Consider the following 26882-nt stretch of genomic DNA (forward strand, 5'->3'; position numbering starts at 1 on the left):
TTCATATTGTAATAGTGTATGTCAGAACTCACGATAAGGAGTGAACATAATGAGCTGCAATTGTAACGAAGACCATCATCATCACGATTGTGATTTCAACTGTGTATCAAATGTCGTTCGGTTTATACATGAATTACAAGAATGTGCAACCACAACATGTGGATCTGGTTGCGAAGTTCCATTTTTAGGAGCACATAATAGTGCATCCGTAGCAAATACACGTCCTTTTATTTTATACACAAAAGCTGGAGCACCTTTTGAAGCATTTGCACCAACTGCAAGCCTTTCTAGCTGCCGATCTCCAATTTTCCGTGTCGAGAGTATAGATGATGATGATTGTGCTGTATTGCGTGTATTAACTGTAGTATTAGGTGATACTTCTCCTGTACCACCTGGTGACGATCCAATCTGTACGTTTTTAGCTGTACCAAATGCAAGATTAATATCAACCAACACTTGTCTTACTGTTGATTTAAGCTGCTTCTGCGCTATTCAATGCTTACGCGATGTTACGATTTAAATCTAAATAATGAGTTAAGCATGGATTGGGTGGATCTGCCACCCAATCCATGCTTAACGAGTATTATTATGTAAATTTCTTAAAATTGGGAACTTGTCTAGAAATGCTTACGCGATGTTACGATTTAAATCTAAATAATGAGTTAAGCATGGATTGGGTGGCAGAATTATCTGCCACCCAATCCATGCTTAACGAGTATTATTATGTAAATTTCTTAAAATTGGGAACTTGTCTAGAACATAGAACCTGTCCTTTTCATTAACTGAAAGTAGAAACAGATAAAGGAGTGAAAAACATGTTCTCTTCTGATTGTGAATTTACTAAAATCGATTGTGAGGCAAAACCAGCTAGTACACTACCTGCCTTCGGTTTTGCTTTCAACGCGTCTGCACCTCAGTTCGCTTCATTATTTACACCACTACTATTACCTAGCGTAAGTCCAAACCCAAATATTACTGTTCCTGTAATAAATGATACAGTAAGTGTCGGAGATGGCATCCGAATTCTACGAGCTGGTATTTATCAAATCAGTTATACATTAACAATTAGTCTTGATAATGTACCTGTTGCACCAGAAGCTGGTCGTTTCTTCTTATCATTAAATACACCAGCTAACATTATTCCTGGATCAGGTACAGCGGTTCGTTCTAACGTTATTGGTACTGGTGAAGTAGACGTATCCAGCGGTGTTATTCTTATTAACTTAAACCCTGGTGACTTAATTCAAATTGTACCAGTTGAGTTAATTGGAACTGTAGACATCCGTGCTGCAGCACTAACAGTTGCACAAATTAGCTAGTAAAAAGCGGTATTTCTAATACAGAAATACCGCTTTTTATATATAATAAAAAACACTCACAGTAACATGAGTGTTTCATTCTTCATAGTGTTTTATTGTGTTCTTTTTTTTACCACAATTACATCCTTTTTTCTTCACAAAACCTTGTTGTTGCAATTGTTCTTGATATGCCTGTTGTTGTGCATGGTGCTGTTGCTGTATGTTATACCATTGCTGCAGGTCATATGAATTTTGCCTTGGATTATTGCTCACAGCAAACATCTCCTCTACTGTCAATTCTGTCTATTTACTATATGAACAACTTTTTATTTCCGTTCCCTCATTCTTTTAAACTCCGCATTTTCTCGTATTATGAAAATATATTATTCTCCCATAAAGTATCCTGTAATCGTTTCAATGATTGCTGCTGCCCCTGCAATAGCTAATAATGCAAGTAACGGCTCTGCAACGATAGGAATCCAATTATATAAAACTAATAAAAAAGCACTAACCCATACACCTGTACACCAATAACAGCTTAATAATTCGCCAATCCACTTTCTTAATCCTTTCCCTTTTACTTTTGTAAAAGTTGATACACTTCCATCCGGCTCTGTAATCTCTAATTCATCAATAAACGGTCTTCGCAAAAAAGCTGTAATTTTATCATAAACAATTAAACGGGTGAGCCTAAAAGCAGCTAACGCAAAAATAAAAAATAAAAGCCAACTTGTAAACAGCATAATTCCACCTTCCCTTATCTTCTTTCGCCTATTTAAAAAAAAAGGTCTTGAGATTGTGACCAAATCTCCTCAACTCCAATATCTTATTAATGTAAATACAAACAAGAAGATAAGGAGTGACATTAATGAGTTGTAACGAAAATAAACACCATGGCTCTTCTCATTGTGTAGTTGACGTTGTAAAATTCATCAATGAATTACAAGATTGTTCTACAACAACGTGTGGATCTGGTTGTGAAATCCCATTTTTAGGAGCACACAATAGTGCTTCAGTAGCAAATACACGCCCTTTTATTTTATACACAAAAACTGGAGAACCTTTTGAAGCATTTGCACCAACTGCAAGCCTTTCTAGCTGCCGATCTCCAATTTTCCGTGTGGAAAGTGTAGATGATGATAGCTGTGCTGTGCTACGTGTATTAACTGTAGTATTAGGTGACGGTTCTCCTGTACCACCTGGTGATGATCCAATTTGTACGTTTTTAGCTGTACCAAATGCAAGATTAGTATCGACTAACACTTGTCTTACTGTTGATTTAAACTGCTTCTGTGCGATTCAGTGCTTACGCGACGTTTCTATCTAATAAGTGAAGTAAACTAAAAAACTATTGGGGTGGTAGAAGATTTCTACCACCTTTACATATTTAAAAGCCGGCCATATCAATCGATTTTATCTCTTCTATAGATAACCTAATATCTCTCATACTATTTGGCGGCATAATAGCTACAATTCCATTACGATACGAGATGATCGATCCAATATAAGAAACCGTAGCCGTTTTTATTCTGCACCTTACTTTCGGAATATAATGAGGGCGATTTAATAAAAAATGAATTTTCTCTTCAGTATTCATATCCTTAAATGATTTATTATATGGGACAGTTCTCACTGGATCTGGCTGTTCTTGTACTTGCTCCTCTTCTTCTATTTTTTCTTCTACTTGCTGCTCTTCTTGTTGTTCCTGTTCTTGTTCTATTACCTCTTCCACAGCACTACTTACAACATTTTCGTTTCTATTACTTTCCTCTTTTCGATCCTCATTTTCAAAGTTTGTTAAGATAATTCTTTTTATTTTCGGTGCAGCAAGTTCCAAATTTACTTGTGCAATATATAACAACGGTTTTCCAACTGTTGAACTTTTATTTTTATTCTTCACACTCGTCCCTCCCACTTCCATACGTAGCTGAATAAATCGTGTACTATTATAGTTATATTCAGAACGTGGTAAGAACTTTCGTTAAAAATCGTTCTTTCTAGGAACAAATAAAAAGGACAATCTCAATATTTAGAGATTGTCCTTTAAAAGTTAATATTATATTTATCCTAGGATATGATACCCTGAATCAACGTGAATGTTTTCTCCTGTTACGCCACGTGCTAAATCACTGAATAAGAATACCGCTGTATCCCCAACTTCTTCTGGAGTCGTTGTACGACGAAGTGGTGCGCGCTCCTCAATTTCTCTTAAGATTGAGTTAAAGTCGCCTACACCTTTTGCAGATAACGTACGAATTGGTCCTGCAGAGATAGCGTTAACGCGAATGCCATGTTGGCCTAAATCATTTGCTAAATATTTCACGCTCGCTTCTAATGAAGCTTTCGCAACACCCATAACGTTATAGTTTTTCACAACGCGCTCGCCGCCAAGATATGTTAACGTTAAAATATTTCCGCCTTCTGTCATTACTTTCTTCGCTTCTCTTGCTACAGCTGTTAAAGAGAATGCACTAATATTTTGTGCAAGTAAAAATCCATCGCGAGAAGTATCTACAAATTCACCTTTTAAATCGTCACGATTTGCAAAAGCAATACAGTGTGCTACACCGTGAATTGTACCAACTTCTTGCTTGATTGTTTCAAAGCAAGCTGTAAGTTCTTCATCATTTGTTACATCACAAGGTAATACAAGTGATTCTTGCCCTTCTAATGTGTCCGCTAATTCACGAACGTTTCTCTCTAAACGTTCTCCTGCATATGTGAAGATTAATTTTGCACCTGCATTATGCAAAGAGCGAGCAATTCCCCACGCAATACTTCTTTGGTTCGCAACGCCCATAACAACAAATGTTTTCCCTTGTAATAGTTCCATGATATATCCTCCCAGAAATACTTATACTTGTTATTAGTACCTGATACTATAATTATAGTACCATAAAACCTCTTAAAGGCAAACAAAAAAGTCATTAACGTAAATTTTGTTAATGACTTTTTGTTTCTATAAAAAACCGCTCTAATCCTTCCTCCCAAGAAGGCATTTGTAAAAAACCATTTAATCGTAGCATGTTATGTTGGAAAATAGAATATTTCGGTCTCGCTGCCGCCGCTCCAAATTCTTCGGTTGAAACAGGTACTACATTCACTTTCATATTTGCACACGAAAATATTTTTTTGGCAAATTCAAACCAAGAACACGAACCTCTATTTGATACATGATACGTACCGTATAAAGAAGTATGAATGAGCTTATTAATCATCAAATTTAAATCCGCCACATAAGTAGGAGAACCGATTTGATCCGCTACAACAGATACTTCTGTTCTTTCTTTACCTAATCGCATCATCGTTTTCACAAAATTATTTCCATACTTACCATATAACCACGATGTACGAACAATAAAATATTTATTATGTAACTCTTTGACAAACTGCTCTCCCGCATACTTAGAAGCTCCGTATATATTAATCGGCGCCGGATTATGAAATTCATCGTATCCCTCCGGTTTATCGCCCTGAAATACATAATCAGTACTAATATAAACTAACTTCGCCCCTACTAATTGTGAAGCAACCGCTACATTTCGAGCTCCTATTGCATTGATTCTATAAGCTAGATCTTTTTCTTTCTCAGCATGATCAACCTTCGTATACGCTGCACAATGAATAATTATATGTGGCCTTATTTCTTGTACCACTTGCTGCATTCGGGATATATTTGTTATATCTAGTAACTTTTTATCAAATGGATATATGTCATATTCTTTAGGATTTAACTCTTCTTGTAGTTGCTTTCCTAATTGACCATTTGCTCCTGTTATGATAACCCGTTCTTTCATTTATATGCCCCTTACTTTTCTTTTAGTGGTTTCCACCATTCTGTATGATGTTCATACCATTCCACCGTTTCTTTCAACCCTTGTTCAAACGTATAGTGCGGTTCCCACCCGAGCTCATTCTTCATCTTTTGTGCATCAATCGCATAACGACGATCATGACCTAAACGATCTGTAACATACGCAATATCTTTTTTCGTTTTTCCTAAGAGAGTAATGATTTGTTCCACAACATCTATATTTGTTTTTTCATTATTTCCACCTATATTATATACTTCTCCTATACGTCCCTTATGCAATACAACATCAATCGCACTACAATGATCCGTTACATGTAACCAATCTCTTACATTTAATCCATCACCATATAACGGTAATTTTTTTCCTTCCAGCGCATTCGTAACCATTAATGGAATTAATTTTTCAGGATATTGATACGGCCCATAGTTATTGGAGCAACGCGTTACTATAACTGGTAATTGATATGTTTTATAATAAGATAAAGCTATCATGTCGGCGCTCGCTTTGCTTGAAGAATATGGACTATTTGGAGCTAACGGTGTTTCCTCTGTAAATCGACCTGTTTTCCCTAAAGAGCCGTACACCTCATCTGTTGATACTTGCACGAGTTTAATATGTGGATATTTTTTTACTAATTCTAATAAGGTGACTGTCCCAATTACATTTGTATCATAAAAAGGAATCGGGTTCTCAATACTACGGTCCACATGTGATTCAGCTGCGAAATTGACAATTACTTGCACGTCACGTTCCTTAATAACGTGCTCCAGCAGCTCTCCATTTTGAATTTCCCCTTTTACAAAATAGTAATTCGGATGATCTTGAATAGACTTTACATTATTTAAGTTTCCACTATATGTTAATGCATCAAAGTTAATAATTTTATATGTTTCATAGCTTTGTAACATGTAATGAACAAAATTACTTCCAATAAATCCGGCCCCACCTGTTACTAATATATTCATAAACAACTCTCCTACTCAAAAACTATCTTCACATTCCTGAAGTAACGGTAATATTCGATCTTTATCAGACAAAATAGGACTTGTTACCGGCCATGGAATTGCTAAGTCTTTATCGTCCCAAAGTACCCCTGAGTCATGATTAGCACTATAATACTCATCTACTTTATACATAACAATAGTATGCGGGACAATTGTACAAAAACCATGTGCAAATCCTTTTGGCACTAATAATTGCCGATGATTATCCGCGCTTAAAATATATCCTCTCCACTGTTTAAACGTTGGTGAATTTTTTCGCAAATCAACGATAACATCATAAATTGCTCCTTGTATAACTTGAATAAGTTTCGTTTGTGCTTTTGGATTTTTTTGAAAGTGTAATCCCCGAATCGTTCCCGCTTCTGCCGAATACGAAACATTATCCTGTACAAATGAATACGTAACTCCTAATGTTTCTAGCACCTTCTTATTATAACTTTCAGTAAAAAAGCCACGCTCATCTCCAAATAACCTCGGTTCTAGCAATTTCGCGTCGGTAAAGTTTGTTTCTATAACTTTCATATTCTCACCTATTCTCCGTTAAACTGTTTACCAAAGTTTATATCCCGCGCTAACGTATTCGCCCTTTGAAGAGAAACATGAGTTCCTGCATCAGTCCACCAACCGCTCATTTCATTATAAGTAAGTACCCCTCGTTTTAAATACCAATTATTGATATCTGTAATTTCAAGCTCTCCCCTTGCGGAAGGTTTTAATTCTTTTATATAAGAAAAGACTTTCGAATCATATAAATAAATTCCTGTGACTGCATAGGAACTTTGCGGCTCTTTCGGCTTTTCTTCAATTTCAATTATTTTACGATTTTGAATATTTGCTACGCCAAATCTCTCAGGATCATCTACAGATTGCAGCAGTACTTTCGCACCTTCTTTTTGATTTGCAAACTCTTCAACATACGGACGAATATCATCCGAAAAAATGTTATCGCCTAATATAACTACCATGCGATCATTCCCAACAAAATCTTCACAAAGCCCTAATGCTTGTGCAATTCCGCCAGCCTTATCTTGCACACGATACGTAAAGGACACGCCAAACTCTTGACCGCTTCCTAAAAAACTAACAACATCTCCCATATGCTCTTTACCTGTAATAATCATAATATCTGTAATCTCACATTGTTTCAGCTTATATACCGCATGATAAATCATTGGATAACGTCCAACAGGAAGCAAATGTTTATTCGTTACTTTCGTTATTGGATATAGCCTCGATCCAGTACCACCTGCTAAAATAATCCCTTTCACTCTGCATCTCTCCCTTATGATGGAGATAAAATATCTTTATACTGTTCTACAAACACTTTTCGATCTTTCTCATATGTATCCGCATCAAATTCATCTCCGTTATAATGAATACACCATAAATTTGATTGATTTGGGATACCAATTAAATAACCAGCCCTTTGAAACTCTAAAGACTGTGATACATCATAAAAGTGGAACCCTTGAAACAAATCTTCTCGCCACGGAATATCATACTGCGTTGCCATGAATAAGCCATCAATTGCCTGCACCGACATAAAAGATTGGCTTCCATAAAACCCCTGATCTAAATTTAATAATTGATAATTCCGTCTTCTATACTCAATCACTTTCCCTACTAAATTTTTCCCTTCCCACCATATCCCGTTACTCGGTAAAAATTGGGCTCCAGCTACTCCAATTAAGCCGAGCTTTTCATTATCTTTAAAAAGGGAAATAAGTGTATAAAACATCTCTCGATTAATAAGATAAGTATCCTGATGTATATAAACCTTATACTTCGCGGGATATGAAAGTGCTCGGTTATATGCGCTTGCCATACTTTTCGCATCTCGTATCGGAAAAATTTGTACGACATAATCAGGGGGAACAAAAAGGTTTCTTATTTGTCTCTCGCATTGTTCAAATAGCTCTTCATTATTTACACAAACAACAACTAATATTGTACGATCCTTCATTTTGTAGCCCCTCTATTCGTCTTGATTTACATCTGACATATAGTTCTCCACAAATATCTTTCTATACTTGTCATAGTTGGTCATATTCACATCAATATGATAGTGAATGCACCACGCATCACGCTGTACAGGAACCCCAACTGTATAGCCAGCTTTTCTAAATTCAAATGACTGAGATACATCATAATAGTCAAACCCATCAAACAAGTCTTCTCGCCAGGGAATATCGTATTGCGTTGCCATCAATAAACCGTCGATACATTCCACAGGCATAAATGTTTTTGAGTCATGATACGGCTGTTCTTGAGTTGCCATATAAAATAAATCGTTCATATAACCAATTACTTTCCCAACAACTCCCTTGCCTTCATTCCATATCCCGTTTGGAGGAACATATTGGGCTCCAATCATTCCAATCATTCCAAGATGTTCATGTTCGTTAAATAATTGAAGTAATCCATATAAAAATGCCACATTCATAATGAAAACATCTTGGTGTATATATACTTTATATTTCGCTGGATGCGAAATCGCTTGATTATATCCGCTCGTCATACTTTTCGCATTCCGAATTGGCATAAATTGTACATTATACCCTGGAGGCACTGCTAAGCTCAATATATGTCGTACACACTGTGCATACATTTTCCGATCATTTATACATGTAACAAATAATATTGTTTTTTCAGCAGCACTCATAGCTGTGATTTTTCTGCTTCAATAATATACTGAAATACGACCGTCTCAGCCATGAAGCCACTTCCAAGACGATATTTTTTACAAATTCCATATAATTCCTCAATAAGTGGTTCGTACATTTTATAATCAATATATACACGATCTACTTTACTAATCGAATAACCTGATTTTAAAAACATTCGGAGCATTTCATTAAATGTAAAGAAACGAATATGCGTTTTATCTAATAAACCATATTCTGTATACGTCCAATTTCCAGCAAGTAACGGCGCTAATACTGAAATGTGAGCAACGTTTGGTATACTTGCTAAAATCACACCATTTTCTTTTATATATGGCTTTACTTTTTCTATTACAGCCCACGGATCAAATAAATGCTCTAATACATCCCCAAATATGACGCAATCAAATTGCTCCTTCTCATACGGTATATCCATTGTTTCTATATCACCTAAAACAACATGGTCTAGTTTTTCTTTTGCTTTTTCTGCTGCCTCTGGGAATGCCTCAATTCCTGATACACGTGTTCCATTTTCTTTAATAGCCGCTCCCAATGCACCGCTCGAGCAACCGATATCAAGAACTTCTTTCCATTCCTTTTTTATATGCTTTAATAAATTCGGATTCACTGCATTATAATAATGCACAGATTTTTCTTCATATAAAGAATTTTTTTGGGGATTCATTTCACACACTCCTTATACAAATTGAATTTGAAATATAAACTTCATAGGAAGTCTATAAATGTAACCAGTACACCGATACTTTACTATATAGCCAATCTATTAGAGTTAGAATCGCGATACATCATTTCTAGAAAAACGCAACCTATAACGATTTATATTGTTTATCAAAAACACTCCGAAAATATTTGCGGTTATATTCAATTGCAGCATTATTTGGAACATATGAAGCTGCTAGTTCATTGTAATAATAAGCTTTATCTTGCTCTCCTAACTTGCTATAACAAATACACATTTGTAAATAGGGAAGCCATGTGTAGCTCGCTGGACTATGAAACGGACTCTCCGTCGCCATTGGTACTTCCGTTGCAAGTTTAAACCAAAATATCGCTTCGTTATATTTTTGTTGTTCCATATATATATATCCTATTCTTGTACAATTCTCTCCTCTAGGAACATCATATCGAAACGACTTCACGCAAGATTCAATTGCCTTTTCCCATGATCCAAGCTTTGCATAGCAATCCCCTAACTTACCACATGCATAAATTTTCTCTTCATACCATCCTTCGTCTTGATTAAGGAATGTTTCATATAGCATAACTGCATCATCATATTTTTGATTATCCATAGATTCATTCGCGTAATAAAATAAATCTCTCGGACTCAATTCTTCTCCAGCTGCTACAGCATCTTGAAAAATTTTCAAATTACGATTTGTTACCTTTTTTTCTTTTTTATGTGTAATAGCAACATTACTACTAAAAGTTTCACCAGAAATAGCTAAATATTCATGAACCTTTCCAAACCATTGAAATTGTTTTTCACGCTTTACAAGTCGATTTCTTTTTGTACAATATAAAGGTTTCCCGTTAGAATCCATTGCAAGATGATACGGCATCGAAACAGCATCCACATTAGGATCTAATTCTCTTTTTAATAGGATCAATGCCTCTTGAGCATCTTCTAATAACACATCATCAGCATCTAGCCATAATATATATTCTTGTGTTGCTTTCGAAAAAGAAAAATTTCTAGCTGCCGCAAAATCATTAATCCATGGAAAGTCATATATGTTGGAAGTATATTGAGCTACAATTTCTTTCGTTCGATCAATGGAACCTGTATCAACTACAATAATTTCATCAACAATTTTTTCTACTGCATCTAAACATCGACCTATTGTATCTTCCTCATCTCGAACAATCATACATAAACTAATTGTGATTCCTTGCTTGTTCAACATAATCACCCTCTTCCAAATCAATCATATGTTATACATACAATAAACTTTCCACTTTTTTAACTTACACAAGCAGTTTAAGATTTCTTTTCAATAATTCAAATGTCCGTGTCATTTTCTTCCGGTTTTGCATCTACTATATAATGAACGCTTTATGGAGGTGAATTTATGTCAAATAATAATTATTCAGATGGATTGAATCCCGATGAATCTTTATCAGCTAGTGCATTTGACCCTAATCTTGTAGGACCAACATTACCACCAATACCACCGTTTACCCTTCCTACCGGACCAACTGGGCCGACTGGACCGACTGGGCCGACTGGGCCAACTGTGGACCGACTGGACCGACTGGACCAACTGGGCCGACTGGACCAACTGGACCGACTGGACCGACTGGACCGACTGGACCAACTGGACCAACTGGAGACACGACAACTAGGGCCAACTGGAGAAACGGGTACTACTGGACCGACTGGGCCAACTGGAGACACTGGTACTACTGGACCGACTGGGCCAACTGGAGACACTGGACCGACTGGACCAACTGGTGCTACCGGACCGACTGGACCAACTGGGCCAACTGGGCCAACTGGACCGACTGGACCATCAGGGCTAGGACTTCCAGCAGGATTATATGCATTTAACTCCGGTGGAATTTCTTTGGATCTTGGACTTAATGCTCCAGTACCATTTAATACTGTTGGATCTCAGTTTGGCACAGCAATTTCTCAATTAGATGACGATACTTTCGTAATTAGTGAAACTGGATTCTATAAAATCACTGTTATCGTATATACTGCAGCCGTAAGTCTATTAGGAGGACTTACAATCCAAGTAAATGGTTTACCTGTACCTGGTACTGGAACGACTTTAATCTCAGTTGGAGCACCTATCGTTGTTCAAGCAATTACGCAAATTACGTCAACTCCATCATTAGTTGAAGTAATTGTTACAGGACTTGGATTATCATTAGCTCTTGGTACGAGTGCATCCATTATTATTGAAAAAATCGCTTAATTTTTTCCCTAGCAGTAAAACTGATATCAGTTTTACTGCTTTTTCATTGGTAAATTCAATCATTAAATCCTTCTTTTCTACATAGTCATAATGTTGTATGACATTCCGCAGGAGGCACTTATATGGAAAATAAATCGGCTGTCCAGCTTTATCTTGAGTTACTAAAGAAAACAATTTTATTTGAAATATGGTTAGAATACGAACCATACTTACCTGCTTCGTTACATATATCTAAAGAACTATCATATGAACCAGTTACGGTTCCACTTCCTTTATTTCTTAAGCAGTATGTAGAAAATCACAATTTAAAAATCGTTAATCCTAACGTTTCAAACAATGAGCGTCAAGGTGGCAAGGATTGGCCAAGAGCTGCACACAGTATGGTTGGTCGAAAGCGTATGAATCAATTACAAGAGGCTATGGAAACTGTAGTCAGGGAAAATATAGAAGGCGATTTTATTGAAACTGGTGTATGGCGCGGAGGATCATGCATTTTTATGAATGGATTTTTACAAGCAAACAACATTAAGGATCGTACTGTATGGGTTGCCGATTCATTTGAAGGTCTGCCCGCACCTAACTTAGAACAATATCCAAAAGATTATGGTGATTATTTGCACACATTCGATTACTTACGAGTTTCTTTAGAAACAGTACAAGAAAATTTTAAAAAATACGATTTATTAAATGATCAGGTGAAATTTTTAAAGGGTTGGTTTAAAGATACATTGCCTTCAGCACCGGTAGAAAAAATTGCAATTGCTCGCCTTGACGGTGATATGTATGAATCTACGATGGATAGTCTTGTAAATTTATATGATAAAGTTTCAACAGGTGGCTTTATTATTATTGATGATTATGGATTGATAACATGCGCAGAGGCTGTAACAGATTTCAGAAGTGAAAGAAACATAAAAGCTCCTATGACTCAAATTGATGATTTCGGTATTTATTGGCGAAAAGAATAGAATACAATTTTATTCTTTTGAGGGGTTCTATCACACTATTGATTCGTAAGAACCAATCGTGTAAAGTTCCCCTCACTATAAATGATTAACTTATATATGCAATAAAAATCTCTTACTTTACTACAAGGACGGAGTGAATGTATGAACGAAAATGAGAAAAAAATCACATTAATTCCACCCCCAGAACTCGTTCAATATGTAGGTGGTGACTTTGAAGAAGTTGGAAAAGAGTTTATGCAGTATTTTATTGAAATTGGCAATTTAAAATCAAATGAAACAGTGTTAGATATAGGCTGTGGTATCGGCCGTATGGCGGTTCCATTAATGAACTATTTAAGCGATGATGGTACTTATTATGGATTTGACTTATTTAATAAGGGAATTACATGGTGCAAAAATAACATTTCAACACGCCGTAACAATTTCCATTTTGAACATGTCGATATATATAACCAATTCTACAATCCCGATGGAAAAGAAGATGCTTCCCAATACAAGTTTCCATATGAAGATGAATCATTCGATTTTATTTTTTTAACGTCTGTATTTACCCACCTCCTTCCGAAAGAATTAGAACATTACGTATGCGAGATTGCACGAGTTCTGAAAAAAGATGGGAGATGTTTTATTACTTTCTTTTTAATTAATCCTGAATCTTCCTATTACTTAAATGCAGGACTAAGTACGTTAGGTTTTTATCACCAAATTGACAATTGTTATGTTCTAAATAAAGATATCCCGAATTTCGCAGTTGCCTATCCTGAGGAAGATATTCGTACTCTATTAAATAAATATGGGCTAGAAGTACAGACTCCTTCCCATTATGGTTCATGGTGTGGCAGAACTGAACACACCAGTTATCAAGATATTATTCTTACACAAAAAATTTCTGAAAGGTAGTTGTATATGGATAATATAAAAAATCCACCTCTCGTTTCCATCCTTATTCCCACCTATAATCGACCACATTATTTTAAAATTGCTCTAGAAAGTGCATTAGCACAAACGTATTCAAATATTGAAATTATTGTAGGAGACGATAGCACAAATAATGAAACAGAAAAATTAATATACAGAGATTATTTACATAAGCATAAACATATAACGTACATTCGAAATCCCTCTACTTTAGGACAATTTCATAACGCCCTTATGCTCTTAGAACAGTCAAATGGAGAGTACATAAATTTCTTAATGGACGATGATATATTTTGTAATAATAAAATTGAAAAAATGATGTTTTATTTCCAACAAGACTTAAATAAAAACCTTGCACTTATCACATCCTATCGTACTTGGATCAATGATGATGGAGATATAATTGAACAACACCCCTCCATGAAAAAATTATATGATGAAGATACTCTACTCAATGGGAAAGATTTTGGAAACCGTATGCTTTTGGCGGGACAAAATATTATCGGCGAACCTACAATCGTACTCTTTAGAAAAAGTCTATTAACAGAACCTTTCGGCACTTTAAATGGCAGAAAATATGGTTGTAGTGTTGATATGGCCTCTTGGATCCATTTACTTTCAAAAGGTGATGCCATGTATATCACTGAGCCTTTAAGTTCCTTCCGCGTTCATTCTGGACAGCAAGTACGTCACAAATTCCTTGAAGGCTGTGAAGATTTTTCTCATCTCGTTTTAACCTCAAAAAAGTATGGTTTCTTACAAGACCCCAAACATTATAAAAAGGGTTTGATAAGAGCTTACGGATGGTATAAAAATGCGTTCAAATATTACAATCTATTTCCGAACCTCATTCCAGATATAAATACACATGCACGTCTTTCCTATTGTTTAAATATGATTACAAAAGAACTCCGTGCCATATAATCCATCACAAGGAAGGAGCTATTCCTTCTTTGTGATGTATGACTTCACACAAATAGTGGAATAAATGTATGCATAGTCTGCTTGTATATTATTTTTATCATGACATAATGCATACACTTACTAGGCGATAGAAAGGAACACCTACATTGAAAGATCCAAATTCTCAATATCAAATAGACTACGTATTACTATTCATCTTATTTGCCATTGGGATTGTTAGTTGCTTTGCAATTGCAAGTGCACAAGCCTCTTTACCATCATTTTTGCAAAATATAAATTTTGTATTAAAGCAAATCCAATGGTACTTCATTGGATTTATAGCCATTGGTGTAATTATGATTATTGATTTTGATCGTTATCAAAAAATTGCTTGGTATTTATATAGCTTTGCATTGGTACTACTTATTGGACTAGAACTTCAAGTACCAGGCGCCATTACAATTAAAGGTGCTACCGCTTGGTACAAGCTTCCAGGTATCGGAAATTTCCAGCCTTCTGAAATTATGAAATTGTTTTTAATTATCGTCACCGGACGAATTATAGCAAATCACAATGAGAAATATTTTTGCCGAACAATACACGACGATTTTTTATTACTCGGAAAAATATGCGCAACAAGTTTGCCGCCCCTACTACTTATTGCAAAGGAACCTGATTTAGGAAACACAATGGTAATTTCCGCTATGCTCGCAGCAATGATACTAGTTTCTGGTATACGTTGGCGTTTTATTTTCGGATTAATTTCCGGTATTTTTGCAACTGGCGTTACATTAACTTATATTTTTTTTACTCATACAAAATTCTTTAAAGCACACATTTTACAAGAATATCAACTAAATCGCTTCTACGGCTGGTTAGCACCATACAAATATGATGCGCAAGGCTATCAATTAAGACAAGCTTTCTTAGCTACTGGATCAGGGGAAATACAAGGAAAAGGTTGGGAAAATGGACAAGTATACTTTCCAGAACCACATACAGATTTTATTTTCACTAATGTCGCTGAACAATTCGGTTTTTTAGGCGCAAGTGTCATTATTGCACTTTTTTTCCTACTTATTTTCCGCATGATTCATATCGCTTTAGAAAGTAATGACCCTTTCGGTAGTTACATCTGTGCTGGTACAATCGGAATGTTTACTTTTCAAGTATTTCAAAATATCGGGATGACCATCGGATTATTACCTATTACAGGAATCACATTACCCCTTATGAGCTACGGAGGAAGTTCCTTACTCACATACATGATAGCGATTGGATTTGTTTTAAACGTTCGCTCAAGAACGAAAATCTTTATGTTCAACTGACGCACAAAAACGGTATATTTTTATCTCTATCCCTTTTTAGATATACTAATGAAAAATATGATGGAGGTTTAAATATGAAATATGACATTATAGGGGATATACATGGATGCTTCCAAGAGTTCCAAGACTTAACGACGAAACTCGGATATAACTGGAATAGTGACCTGCCAATTCACCCTGATCAACGCCAAATTGCGTTTGTTGGTGATATTACTGATCGAGGCCCTCATTCATTACGTATGATTGAAATTGTATGGGAACTTGTCATAAATAAAAAAGTAGCTTATTACGCTCCGGGAAATCACTGTAATAAACTATACCGATTTTTCCTTGGGCGTAATGTAACAATCGCTCATGGACTCGAAACAACTGTTGCTGAATATGAAGCACTGCCTTCTCATAAACAAAGCATTATAAAAGAAAAATTCATCACACTTTACGAGCAATCCCCTTTATATCACGTACTCGATGAGAAAAGATTACTTGTATGTCACGCCGGAATTCGGCAAGATTATATAGGAAGACAAGATAAAAAAGTACAAACCTTTGTATTATATGGTGATATTACAGGAGAAAAACACGCTGACGGCTCACCTGTCCGTCGCGACTGGGCAAAAGAATATAAAGGACAAGCTTGGATTGTATATGGACATACACCTGTAAAAGAACCTCGCTTTGTAAATCATACAGTCAATATTGACACTGGCGCTGTATTTGGCGGCAAACTAACCGGACTACGTTATCCCGAAATGGAGACCGTTTCCGTCCCTTCCTCCCTGCCTTTTGTCCCTGAGAAATTCCGCCCAATTTCATAACTCCCCTTATTTACGTATCATTCATAAATTACGAGGGATTATCGTATCATTTAGGTGGCTCTCATATAAAAACTGGGTAAAGTAATGAAAAAAAGATGCAATAAAGTGCATCTTTTTTTCATTACACGGCATATACTGTCGCAGGAGGTGACAGAATGAAGAAAAAATCTTCTAAACAAAAAAGAAAATGCCCGCCTTTTTATCTGCCCATGTACGGAATTAACAACTGGTGCAGCATTCGAGCTGCAGCTTTAGAAGAACTAGAAGGACAAGAGGCTTCCCCCAAAAACAAAGCTAGACCGAAATATGTCTCTTTAGAAAATGCTGTAATGAGCCGCATAATTGATAATAGAAAAACAAAGATGCAGCAAAAAAATAATCCTCTTCCTACTCATAACGAACAGGTTATGCCTTCTGAGCAAACAGAGAAAAAGACAGAAGAAAGCATCCCTGTAGCAATAAATAAAAAAGCGGAATCAGAAATTCCAGCTGCTATTATAAATCAAGTGAAGAAAATAAAAGAAGCATTAGCACCATCCAATGATATACAAACAGAAAAAACTATCATAATTCAAACCCCTACACCTGAAAATACAAAAGTAAAAAAAGGGGGACGGTATGCATATGCAGAAGGACTGCACTCTAATGCAGAGGGTACAGCTTCACACGCAGAAGGGCTTCTTACACACGCAAAAGCTTCTTTCTCTCATGCAGAAGGATCAAAAACAAAAGCAACTGGACATAGTTCCCATAGCGAAGGAAGTGAAACGATAGCAGGTGGCTCTTATTCTCATGCGGAAGGTAAACATACGATCGCTTTAGGCGAAGCAGCACATGCAGAAGGAACCGCTACTATCGCTAACGGATTCTCTTCTCATGCGGAAGGTAATCATACATCAACAGCTCATTTTGCAGGTAGCCATATTATGGGACGCTTCGGCACAGCAGAAGAATCATATTCTTGGTTTATTGCAAACGGAACAAATAAAACCGATCATAATATCGGTGCAAAGTGGCTTGCTCATAATGGAGAAATGTACATTGATGGCGCTTCTTATAATGCAAGCGGAACTGATTTTGCACAAATGTTTGAAACAGCAGACAATACTCTTATTGATGTAGGTTATTTCGTTACATTTAGTAGCGAAGAAAAAATTCGAATCGCTACTTCAAACGATTCATTCATTTTAGGAATATCTAGTGCAACCCCCGCTCTTATAGGAAATAGCGGTGCTTTAAGTTGGCAAAAGCGCTACAAAACAGATAGCTTTGGAAAACGCCAATATGTACGTTCGGAATCACAAGACATACAACCACTTTTAAATACAGAATGGGATCCAGCTTGCAAATATATAGCAAGGAAAGATCGTACCGAGTGGCTTCCTGTCGGATTAATTGGACAAATGTTAGTACGGGATGACGGCACTTGCGAAACCCATGGATATTGCAGTCCAAATGACGATGGCATTGCTACAAAATCCGAAAGTGGTTTTTTCGTTATAAAGCGCACGGGTGAAAATCAAATTTTAATATTATTCCGCTAAGAAAAAAGGGAACAAAATTCTTCGTTACATAAGAATTTTGTTCCCTTTTTAAGCGTGCTTTAATACCTCTTGCATATCACTTGGAATCGTTGTAGTGAAAGACATTTCCTTCTCTAAAATAGGATGATAAAACGTCAAAGATGTACTATGAAGTGCTTGTCGTTGCATTTCATCCCTTTTTCCACCATATAAATTATCGCCAAGTAACGGATGCCCTATATGCGCCATATGCACACGAATTTGATGCGTTCTTCCTGTATCAAGCTCAAGCGATACATGTGTCTTATGATTGGCGCTATCAATCACTCTAAAATGAGTAACTGCTCTTTGTCCATCATCACAAACCGTCCGCTCAATAATGCTATCCGGCTTTCGTCCAATCGGTGCATCAATTGTTCCTTCTCGTTCTATCATCTCCCCATGAACGATTGCTTCATACGTTCTTTTCACAGCTTTTTGTTGATGCTGTTTCGATAAAAGATGATGCAGGAAACGGTTTTTTGCAATAAGCATAAGCCCTGAAGTATCACGATCTAATCTTGTTACAATATGCACCGTGCTTGCAAGATGCTGCTTATCATAATGAGATAAGAGCGCATTCGCAACACTTCCTGATGGATGTTCTCTAGACGGAATCGTTGACATATTCGCCTCTTTATTAATGACAAGAACCGCATTATCTTCATATACAATATATAAAGGGATATCTTCTGCAATCATCCCTTCACTTCTTTCCTCCACCGGAAAAAAGACACGTAATTCTTCACCAGCTTGCAACTGATGACGTACGCTCGCATGTTGACCATTTACTTCAATAGCTCCACCGTGAAACTTTATATCCGTTAATGCGGCTTTAGAAATCCCTTTTGTTTTTAAAAATTCTCTAACTAAAGTTCCCTCTTCAGCCGATTCTATATCCCATTTCAATGTAAATCTGTTCAAATATATAAACCCTTTCTATTTATCTGCAACAAACGAGTCACGAACTCGTTTCCAGAACGGGAATGGACGGAAACGAACAAATCGTACTTTTTCGTTTGCAACGCGATACTGAATTGATTTCACATCTTGATGAACCATCGTTAAATGGTCCACTGTAATTTGTAAGTTCATTCCTGCAGCAGGCTTCAACACACATGTATGATGTTTCGGCAATACGAGCGGCGAACCTACCGTACGAAACACACGGTTATTAATAGATGCCATTTCTGCAATTTGAATCGCTTCAATAGAAGGGTGAATAATCGCTCCGCCAAGCGCCTTATTATACGCAGTACTTCCTGAAGGAGTAGAAATACAAAGGCCATCCCCACGGAACGTTTCAAAGTACTCTCCGCGTATTTCCACTTCTGTTACTAATGTACCTTCTGCACTTTTTACAGTCGCTTCATTCATCGCCAAATACTGTGACTCTTTACTCCCATTCACATAGCGAATAATCACTTCTAAAAGCGGATATTCCACCACTTGGAATGGTGTTTTAGCAATTGCAATTACTAATTTCTCTACTTCTGTCGGTAACCAATCTGCATAGAAACCTAAATGCCCTGTATGTACGCCAACAAATGCTGTTTCATCTAATCGATTATAATAACGATGAAACGCATATAAAAGCGTTCCATCTCCTCCAACAGAAATTACAATATCGGGTTCCTGTTCATCCATTATAAATCCAAAATCTAGCAAGTATTCTTTCATCGTGCTTGCCAGTGTATCTGATGATTGATCTCCCTTTGACATAATTGTAAATTTCATCGCCCAACACCCTTTAGTTTATGATTCGGAATCTTTCGTTTCTTGCTTTCTTGAAAAAACTTTCTGCGCTTCTTGAATTTCAAGACGGATAGAAGACATTTCTTCATCTAATAAAAATGCTGCTTCCGCTGCACGCTGCAAGCGTATTTTAATATCTTCAGGAAAACGTCCACTATATTTATAATTTAAAGAATGCTCAATTGTTGCCCAAAAGTTCATTGCTAACGTGCGTATTTGGATTTCTACCAATACTTTTTGTTCTCCTTGAATCGTTTGAACAGGATAACTAATAACAACGTGATAAGAACGATAACCACTATCTTTCTTTTGCGTGACATAATCACGTTCTTCCACGATTTCAAAATCATTTCGTTTTCGAAGATATTCTACAACAGGCTTAATTTCGTCAACAAATTGACACATCATTCGAAGACCCGCGATGTCTTGCATATCTTCTCTCAGCCGGTCTAACGGTACATTTCTCTTCTCCGCTTTATCAATAATACTTGCAACCGACTTTACCCTTCCTGTTACAAACTCAATTGGAGAATGCTCTGTTAACATTGCAAATTGAGTACGCATTCCTTTTAGTTTCACTTTCAGCTCTGCCACCGCTTGATGGTAAGGTGCTAAAAATTCTTCCCAATTTCGATTCATTTCAACCACCACCAAAATCAATCCATTTGCTTATAGAAATACTTTTTCTACAGCAGTTACTAGTTCTTCTCCGTAATTTGCATTACCTTCAATATTTTCAACTAAATATTCTACTTCTTCTTTTAATCCTTCTAATTCCATTTCAATGTCATTCACGCGAACAAACATTACCACATCGTTATTCATCGCTTCATGCATCGCTTCCCAGCATGTGTGCGGAATACTTACATAAATGAAAGATGATTCGTTTTCTAAGATATATAAAAATGATAAATTATCTGAGTCTACAAGTACGTGATTACGCGCACTTAACTCCTTTACCGCTATTTCACTATTTTCCGCACAAAAAATAAGAGCATTCTCTCTCTTTTCTACGCTCTTAACTTGGATTTTATTTTGCATGCTCTAACTCCTCCATCTCAACTTCCTGTCTTACTTAACAGTATTATTGTATCATAACATGGACGCAAACAAATAAAACATTGAACCAAATTTGTGAAAAAGCGATAATGTGTAAAGAATTATTTATCAAAGGGAGTGCATACAATGAAACAAGAAATTGAAATTGAATTTAAAAATATAGTTACAGAAGAAGAATTCCATGCATTATGTAAATCGTTTTCTATTGAGGTATTTACGAAACAAGTGAATCACTACTTTGAAACACCTAACTTCTCGTTAAAAGAAGCTGGCTCTGCACTTCGTATTCGTCATAAAGAAGAAACTTATACATTAACATTGAAACAACCTGCAGAAGTTGGCTTGTTGGAAACTCATCAAGTCGTAACAGAAGACGAAGCAAGAATGATGATGGAAACAAACGTAATTATTTCAGGGGCTGTAATGGATCAACTACACAAACTACAAATTCCTGTTTCTACTTTAACTTATATGGGTAGTTTAACAACTGAAAGAGCTGAAACGTTATTTGAAGGCGGAACGCTTGTCTTTGACCATAGTTTTTATTACAATCACGATGATTATGAAATTGAATTTGAAGTACAAGATGAAGAAACAGGAAAAGCTGCCTTTATTCATTTATTAAAGCAACACGACATACCAATCCGTCATACAAATAATAAAGTAAAACGCTTTTTCCTTGCCAAACAAAACAAAGCACGCTAAAGTGAAAATTCCACTAGTGAATACGTTCTACTAGTGGATACATCTCACTTTTTGAAAAGGAAAAGATTCTTTTACATCTGTAAAATAAGCAAAGAACGTTATGAAGGCTGTTTATTTGCCCTCCCTAACATTCCATTGCTACAATAGATATACATTTCATGGAAAAAGGAGTTTATAAAGGATGAGCAAGCAACCGATGACACCATTTGAAGCAATTGGCGGTGAACAATGCATTGCAATATTAGTAGACACATTTTATTCCTATGTCAGTAAGCACCCTGACCTATCTCCCATCTTCCCGGATGATTTAACAGAAACCGCTAGGAAGCAGAAGCAATTTTTAACACAATATTTAGGTGGTCCGAATTTGTACACTGAAGAACATGGTCATCCTATGTTAAGAGCACGCCATCTTCCGTTTGAGATTACACCAAAACGAGCAGAGGCTTGGCTATCATGTATGGAGCAAGCAATGGATGACACAGGAGTTCACGGTCATATAAGAGAGTTCGTTTTTGAACGTTTAGCATTAACTGCTCAGCATATGGTTAATACTCCAAACGAAACAGGTGAAATATAATGGATAAACAGGAAGCAAAGCATATCAATATGCCATCTCCTTCCGCATGTGAGCATAAGTCTGTAGAAGCATATTTATTTATTGATCCACTTTGTAAAGATTGCTGGGAAATTGAACCCTTTATTATTAAACTATGGCTTGAATACGGGAAATACTTCTCTATTCGTCATATTGTAACTGGAAAAGTGGACGGAACGAACGCTTCCTCACACAAATGGAATAAACCTGCTAATATTCGATTTGTGTGGGAAAAGACGACAAGTTTACAAGGTTTTTCATGTGATGGAAAAGTACATATGCAAGAGGCATCATCAACACCATATTTAGTTTCGATGGCAATTAAGGCAGCGGAGTTACAGGGCCGAAAAGCAGGTTCGAAGTTTTTGCGAAAACTCCAAGAATACATTTTCCTTGAAAATGTATCAAACCCTGACTGCGAATTATTACTTGCATGCGCAAAAGATAGCGAAATTGATGTAGAAGAATTTAAAAAAGATCTATATTCCGCTAGCGCAAAAAAAGCTTTCCAATGTGACTTGAAATTCACAAATGAGATGCATATTACCGAAATACCTTCTCTCGTATTTTTTCATGCGAATTCAGATGAAGAAGGTATTAAAATTGCTGGAACGTATTCCTATGATGTATACGTACAATTATTAAAAGAACTTGTAAAATGTGAAATCGAGCCAGAACCATTACCACCTTTAGAAGTATTACTAGAAGCAACGCAATTTATATCTTCAAAAGAAGTAGCATTTATATATGACTGCCCGCAACAAGAGATCGAGCGTGAACTAAAAAAATTACAACTGAAACGAAAAGTACAAATGATTGACGTAAAATGTGAGCGTTATTGGAAATGGATAGCAAAAGAAAAAGACCTGGTGTAAACACCAGGTCTTCTTCTTTACGGCTTATAAAAATATTAAAGGGGATGGGAGAAATTTTCACGTTCAAACAAAGGGGTATATGTTTGTATGTGAATTCGTTCACGCTTATTATATTACAAGATTCGACGTCAGATGACAACCCCTTTTGTCGAATTTCACACTTTTGTCACATTCTAAACGTTTTCATTTCTGAATAAGCTATAAAAAAGCTATTTTGGAGGTATTCTGTATGAAAAAAACGTATATTTTACTAATCCTTCTAGCTGTCATCGTTTCTTTTTTCTTGTACATCCTCTCTCTACTACAAGCTTTTCCTAAAGTTATTGCTCTCCCTCTTTTATTTGGAGTCATTGTCATCGCTCTCTCTTATTTCAACCATAAAAAACGATTTAAAGGGTTTTAACTACAAACACCAACTGCAAAACTGCCTTCTAATTTAGAAAAAAGAAGGAAATTCGTTTTATTCTCTCGACAAATATCGACAAAATAAAACCCAAGCAAAAAGACGAGGTAAATCCCTCGTCTTTCTTTATTACTTCTCTTCAAATAATAATGCTTCTAATTCATTTAATTTCTCTTCAAATACTTGTAGTGCTTCTTTTACCGGTTCTGGAGATGCCATATCTACTCCTGCTTTTTTCAGCACTTCAATTGGATAATCTGAGCTTCCTGCTTTTAAGAACTCATTAATGTAACGTTCTACTGCTGGTTGCCCTTCTTCTAAAATTTGTTTAGATAGAGCCGTTGCTGCACTAAATCCTGTTGCGTATTGGTATACGTAATAGTTGTAGTAGAAGTGCGGAATACGAGACCACTCTAAACCAATTTCTTCATCAATTACTAAAGCATCACCGAAATATTTCTTATTTAAATCATAGTAGATCTCCGTTAACATGTCTGGTGTTACCGCATGTCCCTCTTGTACTTTCTTATGAATAATATGCTCAAACTCTGCGAACATCGTTTGACGGAATACAGTACCACGGAATCCTTCTAAATAATGATTCAATAAGTATAGACGCTCTTTCTTATCTTCTGTCGTTTTTAATAAATAATCGTTTAGTAGCGCTTCATTACAAGTTGATGCTACTTCCGCAACAAAGATTGAATAGTCACCGTATACGTGCGGCTGCGTTTTTCTTGTATAGTAACTATGCACAGAATGGCCAAATTCATGAGCAAGTGTAAATAAATTATTTACATTATCATGCCAGTTCATTAAAATATAAGGATTTGTTCCATATGCACCAGATGAATATGCTCCGCTTCGTTTTCCTTTATTCTCATACACATCTACCCAGCGATTTTCATATGCTTCTTTTAAAATGTCAACATACTCATCACCAAGGACGTTTAAAGACTTTAATAACATGTCTTGTGCTTCTTCATATTTCACGTTCATTTTCACTTCTGGTACAAGTGGTGTATATAAATCATACATATGAAGCTCATCAAGCCCTAGTGCACGCTTACGAATATCAATGTAACGATGTAGCAAGTGTAAATTATCATTTACAGATTCAACAAGTTGATCGTACACCGCTTCAGGAATATTATTATTACTTAATGCAGCTTGACGTGCAGAATCGTATTTGCGAACGCGCGCATTGAAATTATTACGCTTCACCGCTCCGCTTAACGTACTTGCAAATGTGTTCTTATATTTTCCGTACGTTTCATATACAGCTTTGAATGCATCTTCGCGTACACGACGATCATCACTTTCTAAAAATTGAATGTAACGACCATGTGTAATTTCTACTTCTTCTCCATCCTCACCTTTAATTGATGGAAATTTCAAATCCGCATTATTCAACATACCAAATGTATTACTTGACGAACTCATTACTTCAGATGCTTCTGCTAATAGAGCCTCTTCCGCTTCAGATAATACGTGCGGGCGTTGACGCGTAATTTCTTCTAATGCATGTTCATATATACTTAAGTCTCTATTTTCTTTCAAGAATGATTGCAGTGTATCTTCTGAAATCGATAAAATTTCAGGCACAATATATGCTGTGCTACTGGATACTTGTGAATATAAATTTGTCGCACGGTCATTTAATGCTTGATACACAGAGTTTGTTGTATCTTGATCGTAACGCATATGTGCATATGTATATAGCTTACCTAATCGCATTGAAATTTCATCTTCATATTGCAATGCTTCAAGTAAATTGTTCGCAGAGTCACCAAGTTTCCCTTTAAATTCAGTTAACTTCGGTAATAAATCTTTAATAGCTTGAAATTCTTTTTCCCATTCTGCATCTGTTTGGAAAATATCTTCTAATCGCCACGTACTTGATTCTTCAATCTCATTGCGATCTGGTAATGTTTTTGCTGTGTTTTGTTCAGACATCCTTTAAGCCCTCCTTTAAATATCTCTACTTACATACAATTCGATTTTTCTTATGTAATTCCTTCACGATCAGTCTTTATTATATCCCCTTTTCCTTCTCTCATGTTGTACTTTGCCTCAAATAAAGATAAGGCATACGCTAAGCAAACTTCATCATATTTCATAACTTCCTGCTCTGTTTTTAACATAGTTATCCCCCTTATTTTCCGGTACTTATAAGTCCCTACTTTCTGCAATACACCTGTATAGCATAAAAATGTCATATATTCAGTAACCGCTACTTTCCATATATGCTGTGAAAAGTACGGGAGCATGCGCCTTTCCGCATACTTTTTTATATAACTACACACATATTGAAGGGAAATACAATCCCCTACCGCAAGCTCACCTATACACTTCATATATAGAAAAGCTTGCCATATAAATGGATTTGTTTGAAAAGCGAATGAAGACGGGAGCGGCAAACCGATTTCAGAAGGAAAATTTGCTGGGGTACATCTACATTGGTATAAGAGGCGTAATAATGACTTATGATTATAATTCCAAATAGGCAAAGCGTTTTGACGAAAATAGTTCTTTCGCTTCTTCCACTCTCGGTCTAATATTTCCTTTTGGAAAGGAACAGGAGAAAAGAGCATTTCAAAATTAGTCGTTTCAATTGGTAAATATATAATATGTGAGAAAGAGACGCTTGCAGAAAATGAAGTGATAAATGCGCATTTCATAAATGATTTTTGTTTTGAACAGAAGAAAATAAGAAGTGGCTGAGGATAAGATTGTAAGGAGAAAGCCATAAGTGAGGAGAATTTCATCCAATTTGCGGAGTGCTTTTTCAATTGATTTCCACCAATGATCCAAACGACCTGTATACCGGCTCGCCAATACGAATAGGTTCGTTTGTACAGCTGTTCTATAGAGAGATTTGCGCACTGGTATTCAATCGCAATTTTTCTCCCTGCTCTCTCTATGAAAATATCTGGTCGTTGCTGAATCTCTGGAAGATAATGCTCTATATCCACATGAAAATTTTGCTGTTTGAACCACCTATATAACAATTCTTTACCATGCATATGATATATAGATTCTGCTTCATAAAATGCTAAACATGAGTCCACTTTCTTATGAGCAAAATGCCACTTTTTTTGTTTCCCTAATTTCATTTGCACTTCCTTCCCGCAAGCTATACAAAAGAAGTTCTCCATTTTACGCATACGGTGTAAAATCTCTTCATCATGATGATAGAGTAGATGAATTTTTTCTCCGTTTTCTCTTTTGGCGATAAACATCGGAATCACACCCTTTCAGCTCCTTA

The 26882-nt window shown here is 36.2% G+C and carries 31 protein-coding genes and 1 pseudogene; 14 read left to right on the plus strand and 18 right to left on the minus strand.

The genetic code is table 11. The annotated features are described in order from the left end of the window. The first annotated feature begins 49 nt into the window (after nucleotides 1-49). Together cotY and exsF are read left to right on the plus strand one after the other, a co-directional pair. Nucleotides 50-520: a spore coat protein CotY gene (gene cotY / locus DN390_RS12395; RefSeq protein WP_097949583.1), complete on the plus strand. Its 471-nt coding sequence runs from the start codon at nucleotides 50-52 to the stop codon at nucleotides 518-520. A 295-nt stretch (nucleotides 521-815) separates the two neighbouring features. Then, on the plus strand, nucleotides 816-1319 hold the full coding sequence (exsF, locus tag DN390_RS12400) for an exosporium protein ExsF (protein WP_060629970.1): 504 nt from the start codon (nucleotides 816-818) through the stop codon (nucleotides 1317-1319). Between the two features lie 75 nt (nucleotides 1320-1394). Here the strand turns inward: exsF and DN390_RS12405 are convergent, their stop codons facing one another. After that, the gene (locus DN390_RS12405; protein WP_003266501.1) at nucleotides 1395-1580 is read right to left on the minus strand and encodes a hypothetical protein; all 186 of its coding nucleotides are present in this window, start codon (nucleotides 1578-1580) and stop codon (nucleotides 1395-1397) included. A 101-nt stretch (nucleotides 1581-1681) separates the two neighbouring features. Beyond that, complete coding sequence (locus DN390_RS12410; protein WP_000899662.1) at nucleotides 1682-2041, minus strand: DUF1360 domain-containing protein; 360 nt, start codon at nucleotides 2039-2041, stop codon at nucleotides 1682-1684. 125 nt (nucleotides 2042-2166) lie between these two features. On the opposite strand from DN390_RS12410, the gene exsY reads away from it, so the two are divergent. Then, nucleotides 2167-2625 carry an exosporium assembly protein ExsY gene (gene exsY, locus DN390_RS12415; RefSeq protein ID WP_097949582.1) on the plus strand — a complete coding sequence of 153 codons (459 nt, stop codon included), beginning with the start codon at nucleotides 2167-2169 and terminating at the stop codon, nucleotides 2623-2625. A gap of 60 nt (nucleotides 2626-2685) precedes the next feature. Here the strand turns inward: exsY and DN390_RS12420 are convergent, their stop codons facing one another. The 10 genes from DN390_RS12420 to DN390_RS12465 form a co-directional block, all read right to left on the minus strand. Further along, complete coding sequence (locus DN390_RS12420; protein ID WP_097949581.1) at nucleotides 2686-3219, minus strand: spore coat CotO family protein; 534 nt, start codon at nucleotides 3217-3219, stop codon at nucleotides 2686-2688. 141 nt (nucleotides 3220-3360) lie between these two features. Further along, entirely contained in the window at nucleotides 3361-4131 is a 771-nt protein-coding gene (gene fabI / locus DN390_RS12425; protein WP_000421885.1) for an enoyl-ACP reductase FabI, read from the minus strand. 109 nt (nucleotides 4132-4240) lie between these two features. Next, a complete protein-coding gene (gene rfbD, locus DN390_RS12430; protein WP_097949580.1) occupies nucleotides 4241-5095 on the minus strand; it encodes a dTDP-4-dehydrorhamnose reductase in 855 nt (284 codons plus the stop codon). Between the two features lie 11 nt (nucleotides 5096-5106). Then, a complete protein-coding gene (gene rfbB, locus DN390_RS12435; RefSeq protein WP_097949579.1) occupies nucleotides 5107-6078 on the minus strand; it encodes a dTDP-glucose 4,6-dehydratase in 972 nt (323 codons plus the stop codon). 15 nt (nucleotides 6079-6093) lie between these two features. Next, on the minus strand, nucleotides 6094-6639 hold the full coding sequence (gene rfbC / locus DN390_RS12440; RefSeq protein WP_147807451.1) for a dTDP-4-dehydrorhamnose 3,5-epimerase: 546 nt from the start codon (nucleotides 6637-6639) through the stop codon (nucleotides 6094-6096). A gap of 8 nt (nucleotides 6640-6647) precedes the next feature. Beyond that, a complete protein-coding gene (locus tag DN390_RS12445; RefSeq protein WP_060629964.1) occupies nucleotides 6648-7385 on the minus strand; it encodes a sugar phosphate nucleotidyltransferase in 738 nt (245 codons plus the stop codon). Nucleotides 7386-7399: 14 nt separating this feature from the next. After that, nucleotides 7400-8080: a glycosyltransferase family protein gene (locus DN390_RS12450; RefSeq protein ID WP_000654997.1), complete on the minus strand. Its 681-nt coding sequence runs from the start codon at nucleotides 8078-8080 to the stop codon at nucleotides 7400-7402. 12 nt (nucleotides 8081-8092) lie between these two features. Further along, nucleotides 8093-8779: a glycosyltransferase family protein gene (locus tag DN390_RS12455; RefSeq protein ID WP_097949577.1), complete on the minus strand. Its 687-nt coding sequence runs from the start codon at nucleotides 8777-8779 to the stop codon at nucleotides 8093-8095. Beyond that, entirely contained in the window at nucleotides 8776-9465 is a 690-nt protein-coding gene (locus DN390_RS12460) for a class I SAM-dependent methyltransferase (RefSeq protein ID WP_147807452.1), read from the minus strand. The genes DN390_RS12455 and DN390_RS12460 overlap by 4 nt, the downstream gene beginning before the upstream one ends. Nucleotides 9466-9607: 142 nt before the next feature. Continuing rightward, the gene (locus DN390_RS12465) at nucleotides 9608-10708 is read right to left on the minus strand and encodes a glycosyltransferase (protein ID WP_147807453.1); all 1101 of its coding nucleotides are present in this window, start codon (nucleotides 10706-10708) and stop codon (nucleotides 9608-9610) included. Nucleotides 10709-10873: 165 nt separating this feature from the next. Here DN390_RS12465 and DN390_RS12470 point away from each other — a divergent pair. The 7 genes and pseudogenes from DN390_RS12470 to DN390_RS12500 all read left to right on the plus strand — a co-directional run bounded on the left by DN390_RS12470 (nucleotide 10874) and on the right by DN390_RS12500 (nucleotide 18201). Further along, nucleotides 10874-11725 (plus strand): annotated as a pseudogene (locus DN390_RS12470) (BclA C-terminal domain-containing protein). A 122-nt stretch (nucleotides 11726-11847) separates the two neighbouring features. After that, nucleotides 11848-12693: a TylF/MycF family methyltransferase gene (locus DN390_RS12475; RefSeq protein ID WP_060629959.1), complete on the plus strand. Its 846-nt coding sequence runs from the start codon at nucleotides 11848-11850 to the stop codon at nucleotides 12691-12693. A gap of 141 nt (nucleotides 12694-12834) precedes the next feature. Next, nucleotides 12835-13593: a class I SAM-dependent methyltransferase gene (locus DN390_RS12480; RefSeq protein WP_097949572.1), complete on the plus strand. Its 759-nt coding sequence runs from the start codon at nucleotides 12835-12837 to the stop codon at nucleotides 13591-13593. A 6-nt stretch (nucleotides 13594-13599) separates the two neighbouring features. Beyond that, nucleotides 13600-14535 carry a glycosyltransferase family 2 protein gene (locus DN390_RS12485; RefSeq protein ID WP_060629957.1) on the plus strand — a complete coding sequence of 312 codons (936 nt, stop codon included), beginning with the start codon at nucleotides 13600-13602 and terminating at the stop codon, nucleotides 14533-14535. Between the two features lie 146 nt (nucleotides 14536-14681). Continuing rightward, nucleotides 14682-15842, plus strand: coding sequence for an FtsW/RodA/SpoVE family cell cycle protein (locus tag DN390_RS12490; RefSeq protein ID WP_147807454.1), 1161 nt, complete (start codon nucleotides 14682-14684; stop codon nucleotides 15840-15842). Between the two features lie 74 nt (nucleotides 15843-15916). Continuing rightward, nucleotides 15917-16657, plus strand: coding sequence for a bis(5'-nucleosyl)-tetraphosphatase PrpE (gene prpE / locus DN390_RS12495; protein ID WP_060629955.1), 741 nt, complete (start codon nucleotides 15917-15919; stop codon nucleotides 16655-16657). A 155-nt stretch (nucleotides 16658-16812) separates the two neighbouring features. After that, entirely contained in the window at nucleotides 16813-18201 is a 1389-nt protein-coding gene (locus DN390_RS12500; protein ID WP_147807455.1) for a peptidase G2 autoproteolytic cleavage domain-containing protein, read from the plus strand. A gap of 48 nt (nucleotides 18202-18249) precedes the next feature. On the opposite strand, the gene DN390_RS12505 is transcribed toward DN390_RS12500, so the two are convergent. From DN390_RS12505 to DN390_RS12520, 4 genes are read right to left on the minus strand one after another with little or no spacing between them, the layout of a single operon-like run. Continuing rightward, nucleotides 18250-19143 carry an RluA family pseudouridine synthase gene (locus DN390_RS12505; RefSeq protein ID WP_147807456.1) on the minus strand — a complete coding sequence of 298 codons (894 nt, stop codon included), beginning with the start codon at nucleotides 19141-19143 and terminating at the stop codon, nucleotides 18250-18252. Between the two features lie 15 nt (nucleotides 19144-19158). Beyond that, nucleotides 19159-19956 carry an NAD kinase gene (locus DN390_RS12510; protein ID WP_000673195.1) on the minus strand — a complete coding sequence of 266 codons (798 nt, stop codon included), beginning with the start codon at nucleotides 19954-19956 and terminating at the stop codon, nucleotides 19159-19161. A gap of 18 nt (nucleotides 19957-19974) precedes the next feature. Next, nucleotides 19975-20613 carry a GTP diphosphokinase gene (gene yjbM / locus DN390_RS12515; protein ID WP_060629952.1) on the minus strand — a complete coding sequence of 213 codons (639 nt, stop codon included), beginning with the start codon at nucleotides 20611-20613 and terminating at the stop codon, nucleotides 19975-19977. A 30-nt stretch (nucleotides 20614-20643) separates the two neighbouring features. Beyond that, nucleotides 20644-21015 (minus strand): UPF0738 family protein, encoded by a 372-nt coding sequence (locus DN390_RS12520; RefSeq protein ID WP_048553937.1) that lies wholly within the window; start codon nucleotides 21013-21015, stop codon nucleotides 20644-20646. Between the two features lie 144 nt (nucleotides 21016-21159). Here DN390_RS12520 and DN390_RS12525 point away from each other — a divergent pair, with 144 nt between their 5' ends. The 4 genes from DN390_RS12525 (at nucleotide 21160) to DN390_RS30630 (ending at nucleotide 23614) form a co-directional block, all read left to right on the plus strand. Beyond that, on the plus strand, nucleotides 21160-21738 hold the full coding sequence (locus DN390_RS12525; RefSeq protein ID WP_147807457.1) for a CYTH domain-containing protein: 579 nt from the start codon (nucleotides 21160-21162) through the stop codon (nucleotides 21736-21738). Between the two features lie 181 nt (nucleotides 21739-21919). Continuing rightward, nucleotides 21920-22318: a globin domain-containing protein gene (locus DN390_RS12530; protein ID WP_000043381.1), complete on the plus strand. Its 399-nt coding sequence runs from the start codon at nucleotides 21920-21922 to the stop codon at nucleotides 22316-22318. After that, complete coding sequence (locus DN390_RS12535; protein WP_098951754.1) at nucleotides 22318-23211, plus strand: ClpXP adapter SpxH family protein; 894 nt, start codon at nucleotides 22318-22320, stop codon at nucleotides 23209-23211. The genes DN390_RS12530 and DN390_RS12535 overlap by 1 nt, the downstream gene beginning before the upstream one ends. 229 nt (nucleotides 23212-23440) lie before the next feature. Beyond that, nucleotides 23441-23614 (plus strand): hypothetical protein, encoded by a 174-nt coding sequence (locus DN390_RS30630; protein ID WP_097949565.1) that lies wholly within the window; start codon nucleotides 23441-23443, stop codon nucleotides 23612-23614. A gap of 129 nt (nucleotides 23615-23743) precedes the next feature. Here the strand turns inward: DN390_RS30630 and pepF are convergent, their stop codons facing one another. Together pepF and DN390_RS12545 are read right to left on the minus strand one after the other, a co-directional pair. After that, on the minus strand, nucleotides 23744-25570 hold the full coding sequence (gene pepF, locus DN390_RS12540; protein WP_060629947.1) for an oligoendopeptidase F: 1827 nt from the start codon (nucleotides 25568-25570) through the stop codon (nucleotides 23744-23746). Between the two features lie 50 nt (nucleotides 25571-25620). Beyond that, the gene (locus DN390_RS12545) at nucleotides 25621-26865 is read right to left on the minus strand and encodes a competence protein CoiA (protein WP_097949564.1); all 1245 of its coding nucleotides are present in this window, start codon (nucleotides 26863-26865) and stop codon (nucleotides 25621-25623) included. Nucleotides 26866-26882: the final 17 nt, after the last annotated feature.

It is taken from the genome of Bacillus sp. SH7-1 (genome assembly GCF_008042405.1).
GTDB classification, from domain to species: Bacteria; Bacillota; Bacilli; order Bacillales; family Bacillaceae_G; genus Bacillus_A; species Bacillus_A thuringiensis_N.

Excerpts from the sequence above, each read along its gene's own strand:
- cotY (WP_097949583.1), top strand. The coding sequence starts at position 50 with ATGAGCTGCAATTGTAACGAAGACCATCATCATCACGATTGTGATTTC.
- exsF (WP_060629970.1), top strand. The coding sequence starts at position 816 with ATGTTCTCTTCTGATTGTGAATTTACTAAAATCGATTGTGAGGCAAAA.
- DN390_RS12405 (WP_003266501.1), bottom strand. The coding sequence starts at position 1,580 with ATGTTTGCTGTGAGCAATAATCCAAGGCAAAATTCATATGACCTGCAG.
- DN390_RS12410 (WP_000899662.1), bottom strand. The coding sequence starts at position 2,041 with ATGCTGTTTACAAGTTGGCTTTTATTTTTTATTTTTGCGTTAGCTGCT.
- exsY (WP_097949582.1), top strand. The coding sequence starts at position 2,167 with ATGAGTTGTAACGAAAATAAACACCATGGCTCTTCTCATTGTGTAGTT.
- DN390_RS12420 (WP_097949581.1), bottom strand. The coding sequence starts at position 3,219 with ATGGAAGTGGGAGGGACGAGTGTGAAGAATAAAAATAAAAGTTCAACA.
- fabI (WP_000421885.1), bottom strand. The coding sequence starts at position 4,131 with ATGGAACTATTACAAGGGAAAACATTTGTTGTTATGGGCGTTGCGAAC.
- rfbD (WP_097949580.1), bottom strand. The coding sequence starts at position 5,095 with ATGAAAGAACGGGTTATCATAACAGGAGCAAATGGTCAATTAGGAAAG.
- rfbB (WP_097949579.1), bottom strand. The coding sequence starts at position 6,078 with ATGAATATATTAGTAACAGGTGGGGCCGGATTTATTGGAAGTAATTTT.
- rfbC (WP_147807451.1), bottom strand. The coding sequence starts at position 6,639 with ATGAAAGTTATAGAAACAAACTTTACCGACGCGAAATTGCTAGAACCG.
- DN390_RS12450 (WP_000654997.1), bottom strand. The coding sequence starts at position 8,080 with ATGAAGGATCGTACAATATTAGTTGTTGTTTGTGTAAATAATGAAGAG.
- DN390_RS12455 (WP_097949577.1), bottom strand. The coding sequence starts at position 8,779 with ATGAGTGCTGCTGAAAAAACAATATTATTTGTTACATGTATAAATGAT.
- DN390_RS12460 (WP_147807452.1), bottom strand. The coding sequence starts at position 9,465 with ATGAATCCCCAAAAAAATTCTTTATATGAAGAAAAATCTGTGCATTAT.
- DN390_RS12465 (WP_147807453.1), bottom strand. The coding sequence starts at position 10,708 with ATGTTGAACAAGCAAGGAATCACAATTAGTTTATGTATGATTGTTCGA.
- DN390_RS12475 (WP_060629959.1), top strand. The coding sequence starts at position 11,848 with ATGGAAAATAAATCGGCTGTCCAGCTTTATCTTGAGTTACTAAAGAAA.
- DN390_RS12480 (WP_097949572.1), top strand. The coding sequence starts at position 12,835 with ATGAACGAAAATGAGAAAAAAATCACATTAATTCCACCCCCAGAACTC.
- DN390_RS12485 (WP_060629957.1), top strand. The coding sequence starts at position 13,600 with ATGGATAATATAAAAAATCCACCTCTCGTTTCCATCCTTATTCCCACC.
- prpE (WP_060629955.1), top strand. The coding sequence starts at position 15,917 with ATGAAATATGACATTATAGGGGATATACATGGATGCTTCCAAGAGTTC.
- DN390_RS12500 (WP_147807455.1), top strand. The coding sequence starts at position 16,813 with ATGAAGAAAAAATCTTCTAAACAAAAAAGAAAATGCCCGCCTTTTTAT.
- DN390_RS12510 (WP_000673195.1), bottom strand. The coding sequence starts at position 19,956 with ATGAAATTTACAATTATGTCAAAGGGAGATCAATCATCAGATACACTG.
- yjbM (WP_060629952.1), bottom strand. The coding sequence starts at position 20,613 with ATGAATCGAAATTGGGAAGAATTTTTAGCACCTTACCATCAAGCGGTG.
- DN390_RS12520 (WP_048553937.1), bottom strand. The coding sequence starts at position 21,015 with ATGCAAAATAAAATCCAAGTTAAGAGCGTAGAAAAGAGAGAGAATGCT.
- DN390_RS12525 (WP_147807457.1), top strand. The coding sequence starts at position 21,160 with ATGAAACAAGAAATTGAAATTGAATTTAAAAATATAGTTACAGAAGAA.
- DN390_RS12530 (WP_000043381.1), top strand. The coding sequence starts at position 21,920 with ATGAGCAAGCAACCGATGACACCATTTGAAGCAATTGGCGGTGAACAA.
- DN390_RS12535 (WP_098951754.1), top strand. The coding sequence starts at position 22,318 with ATGGATAAACAGGAAGCAAAGCATATCAATATGCCATCTCCTTCCGCA.
- DN390_RS30630 (WP_097949565.1), top strand. The coding sequence starts at position 23,441 with ATGAAAAAAACGTATATTTTACTAATCCTTCTAGCTGTCATCGTTTCT.
- pepF (WP_060629947.1), bottom strand. The coding sequence starts at position 25,570 with ATGTCTGAACAAAACACAGCAAAAACATTACCAGATCGCAATGAGATT.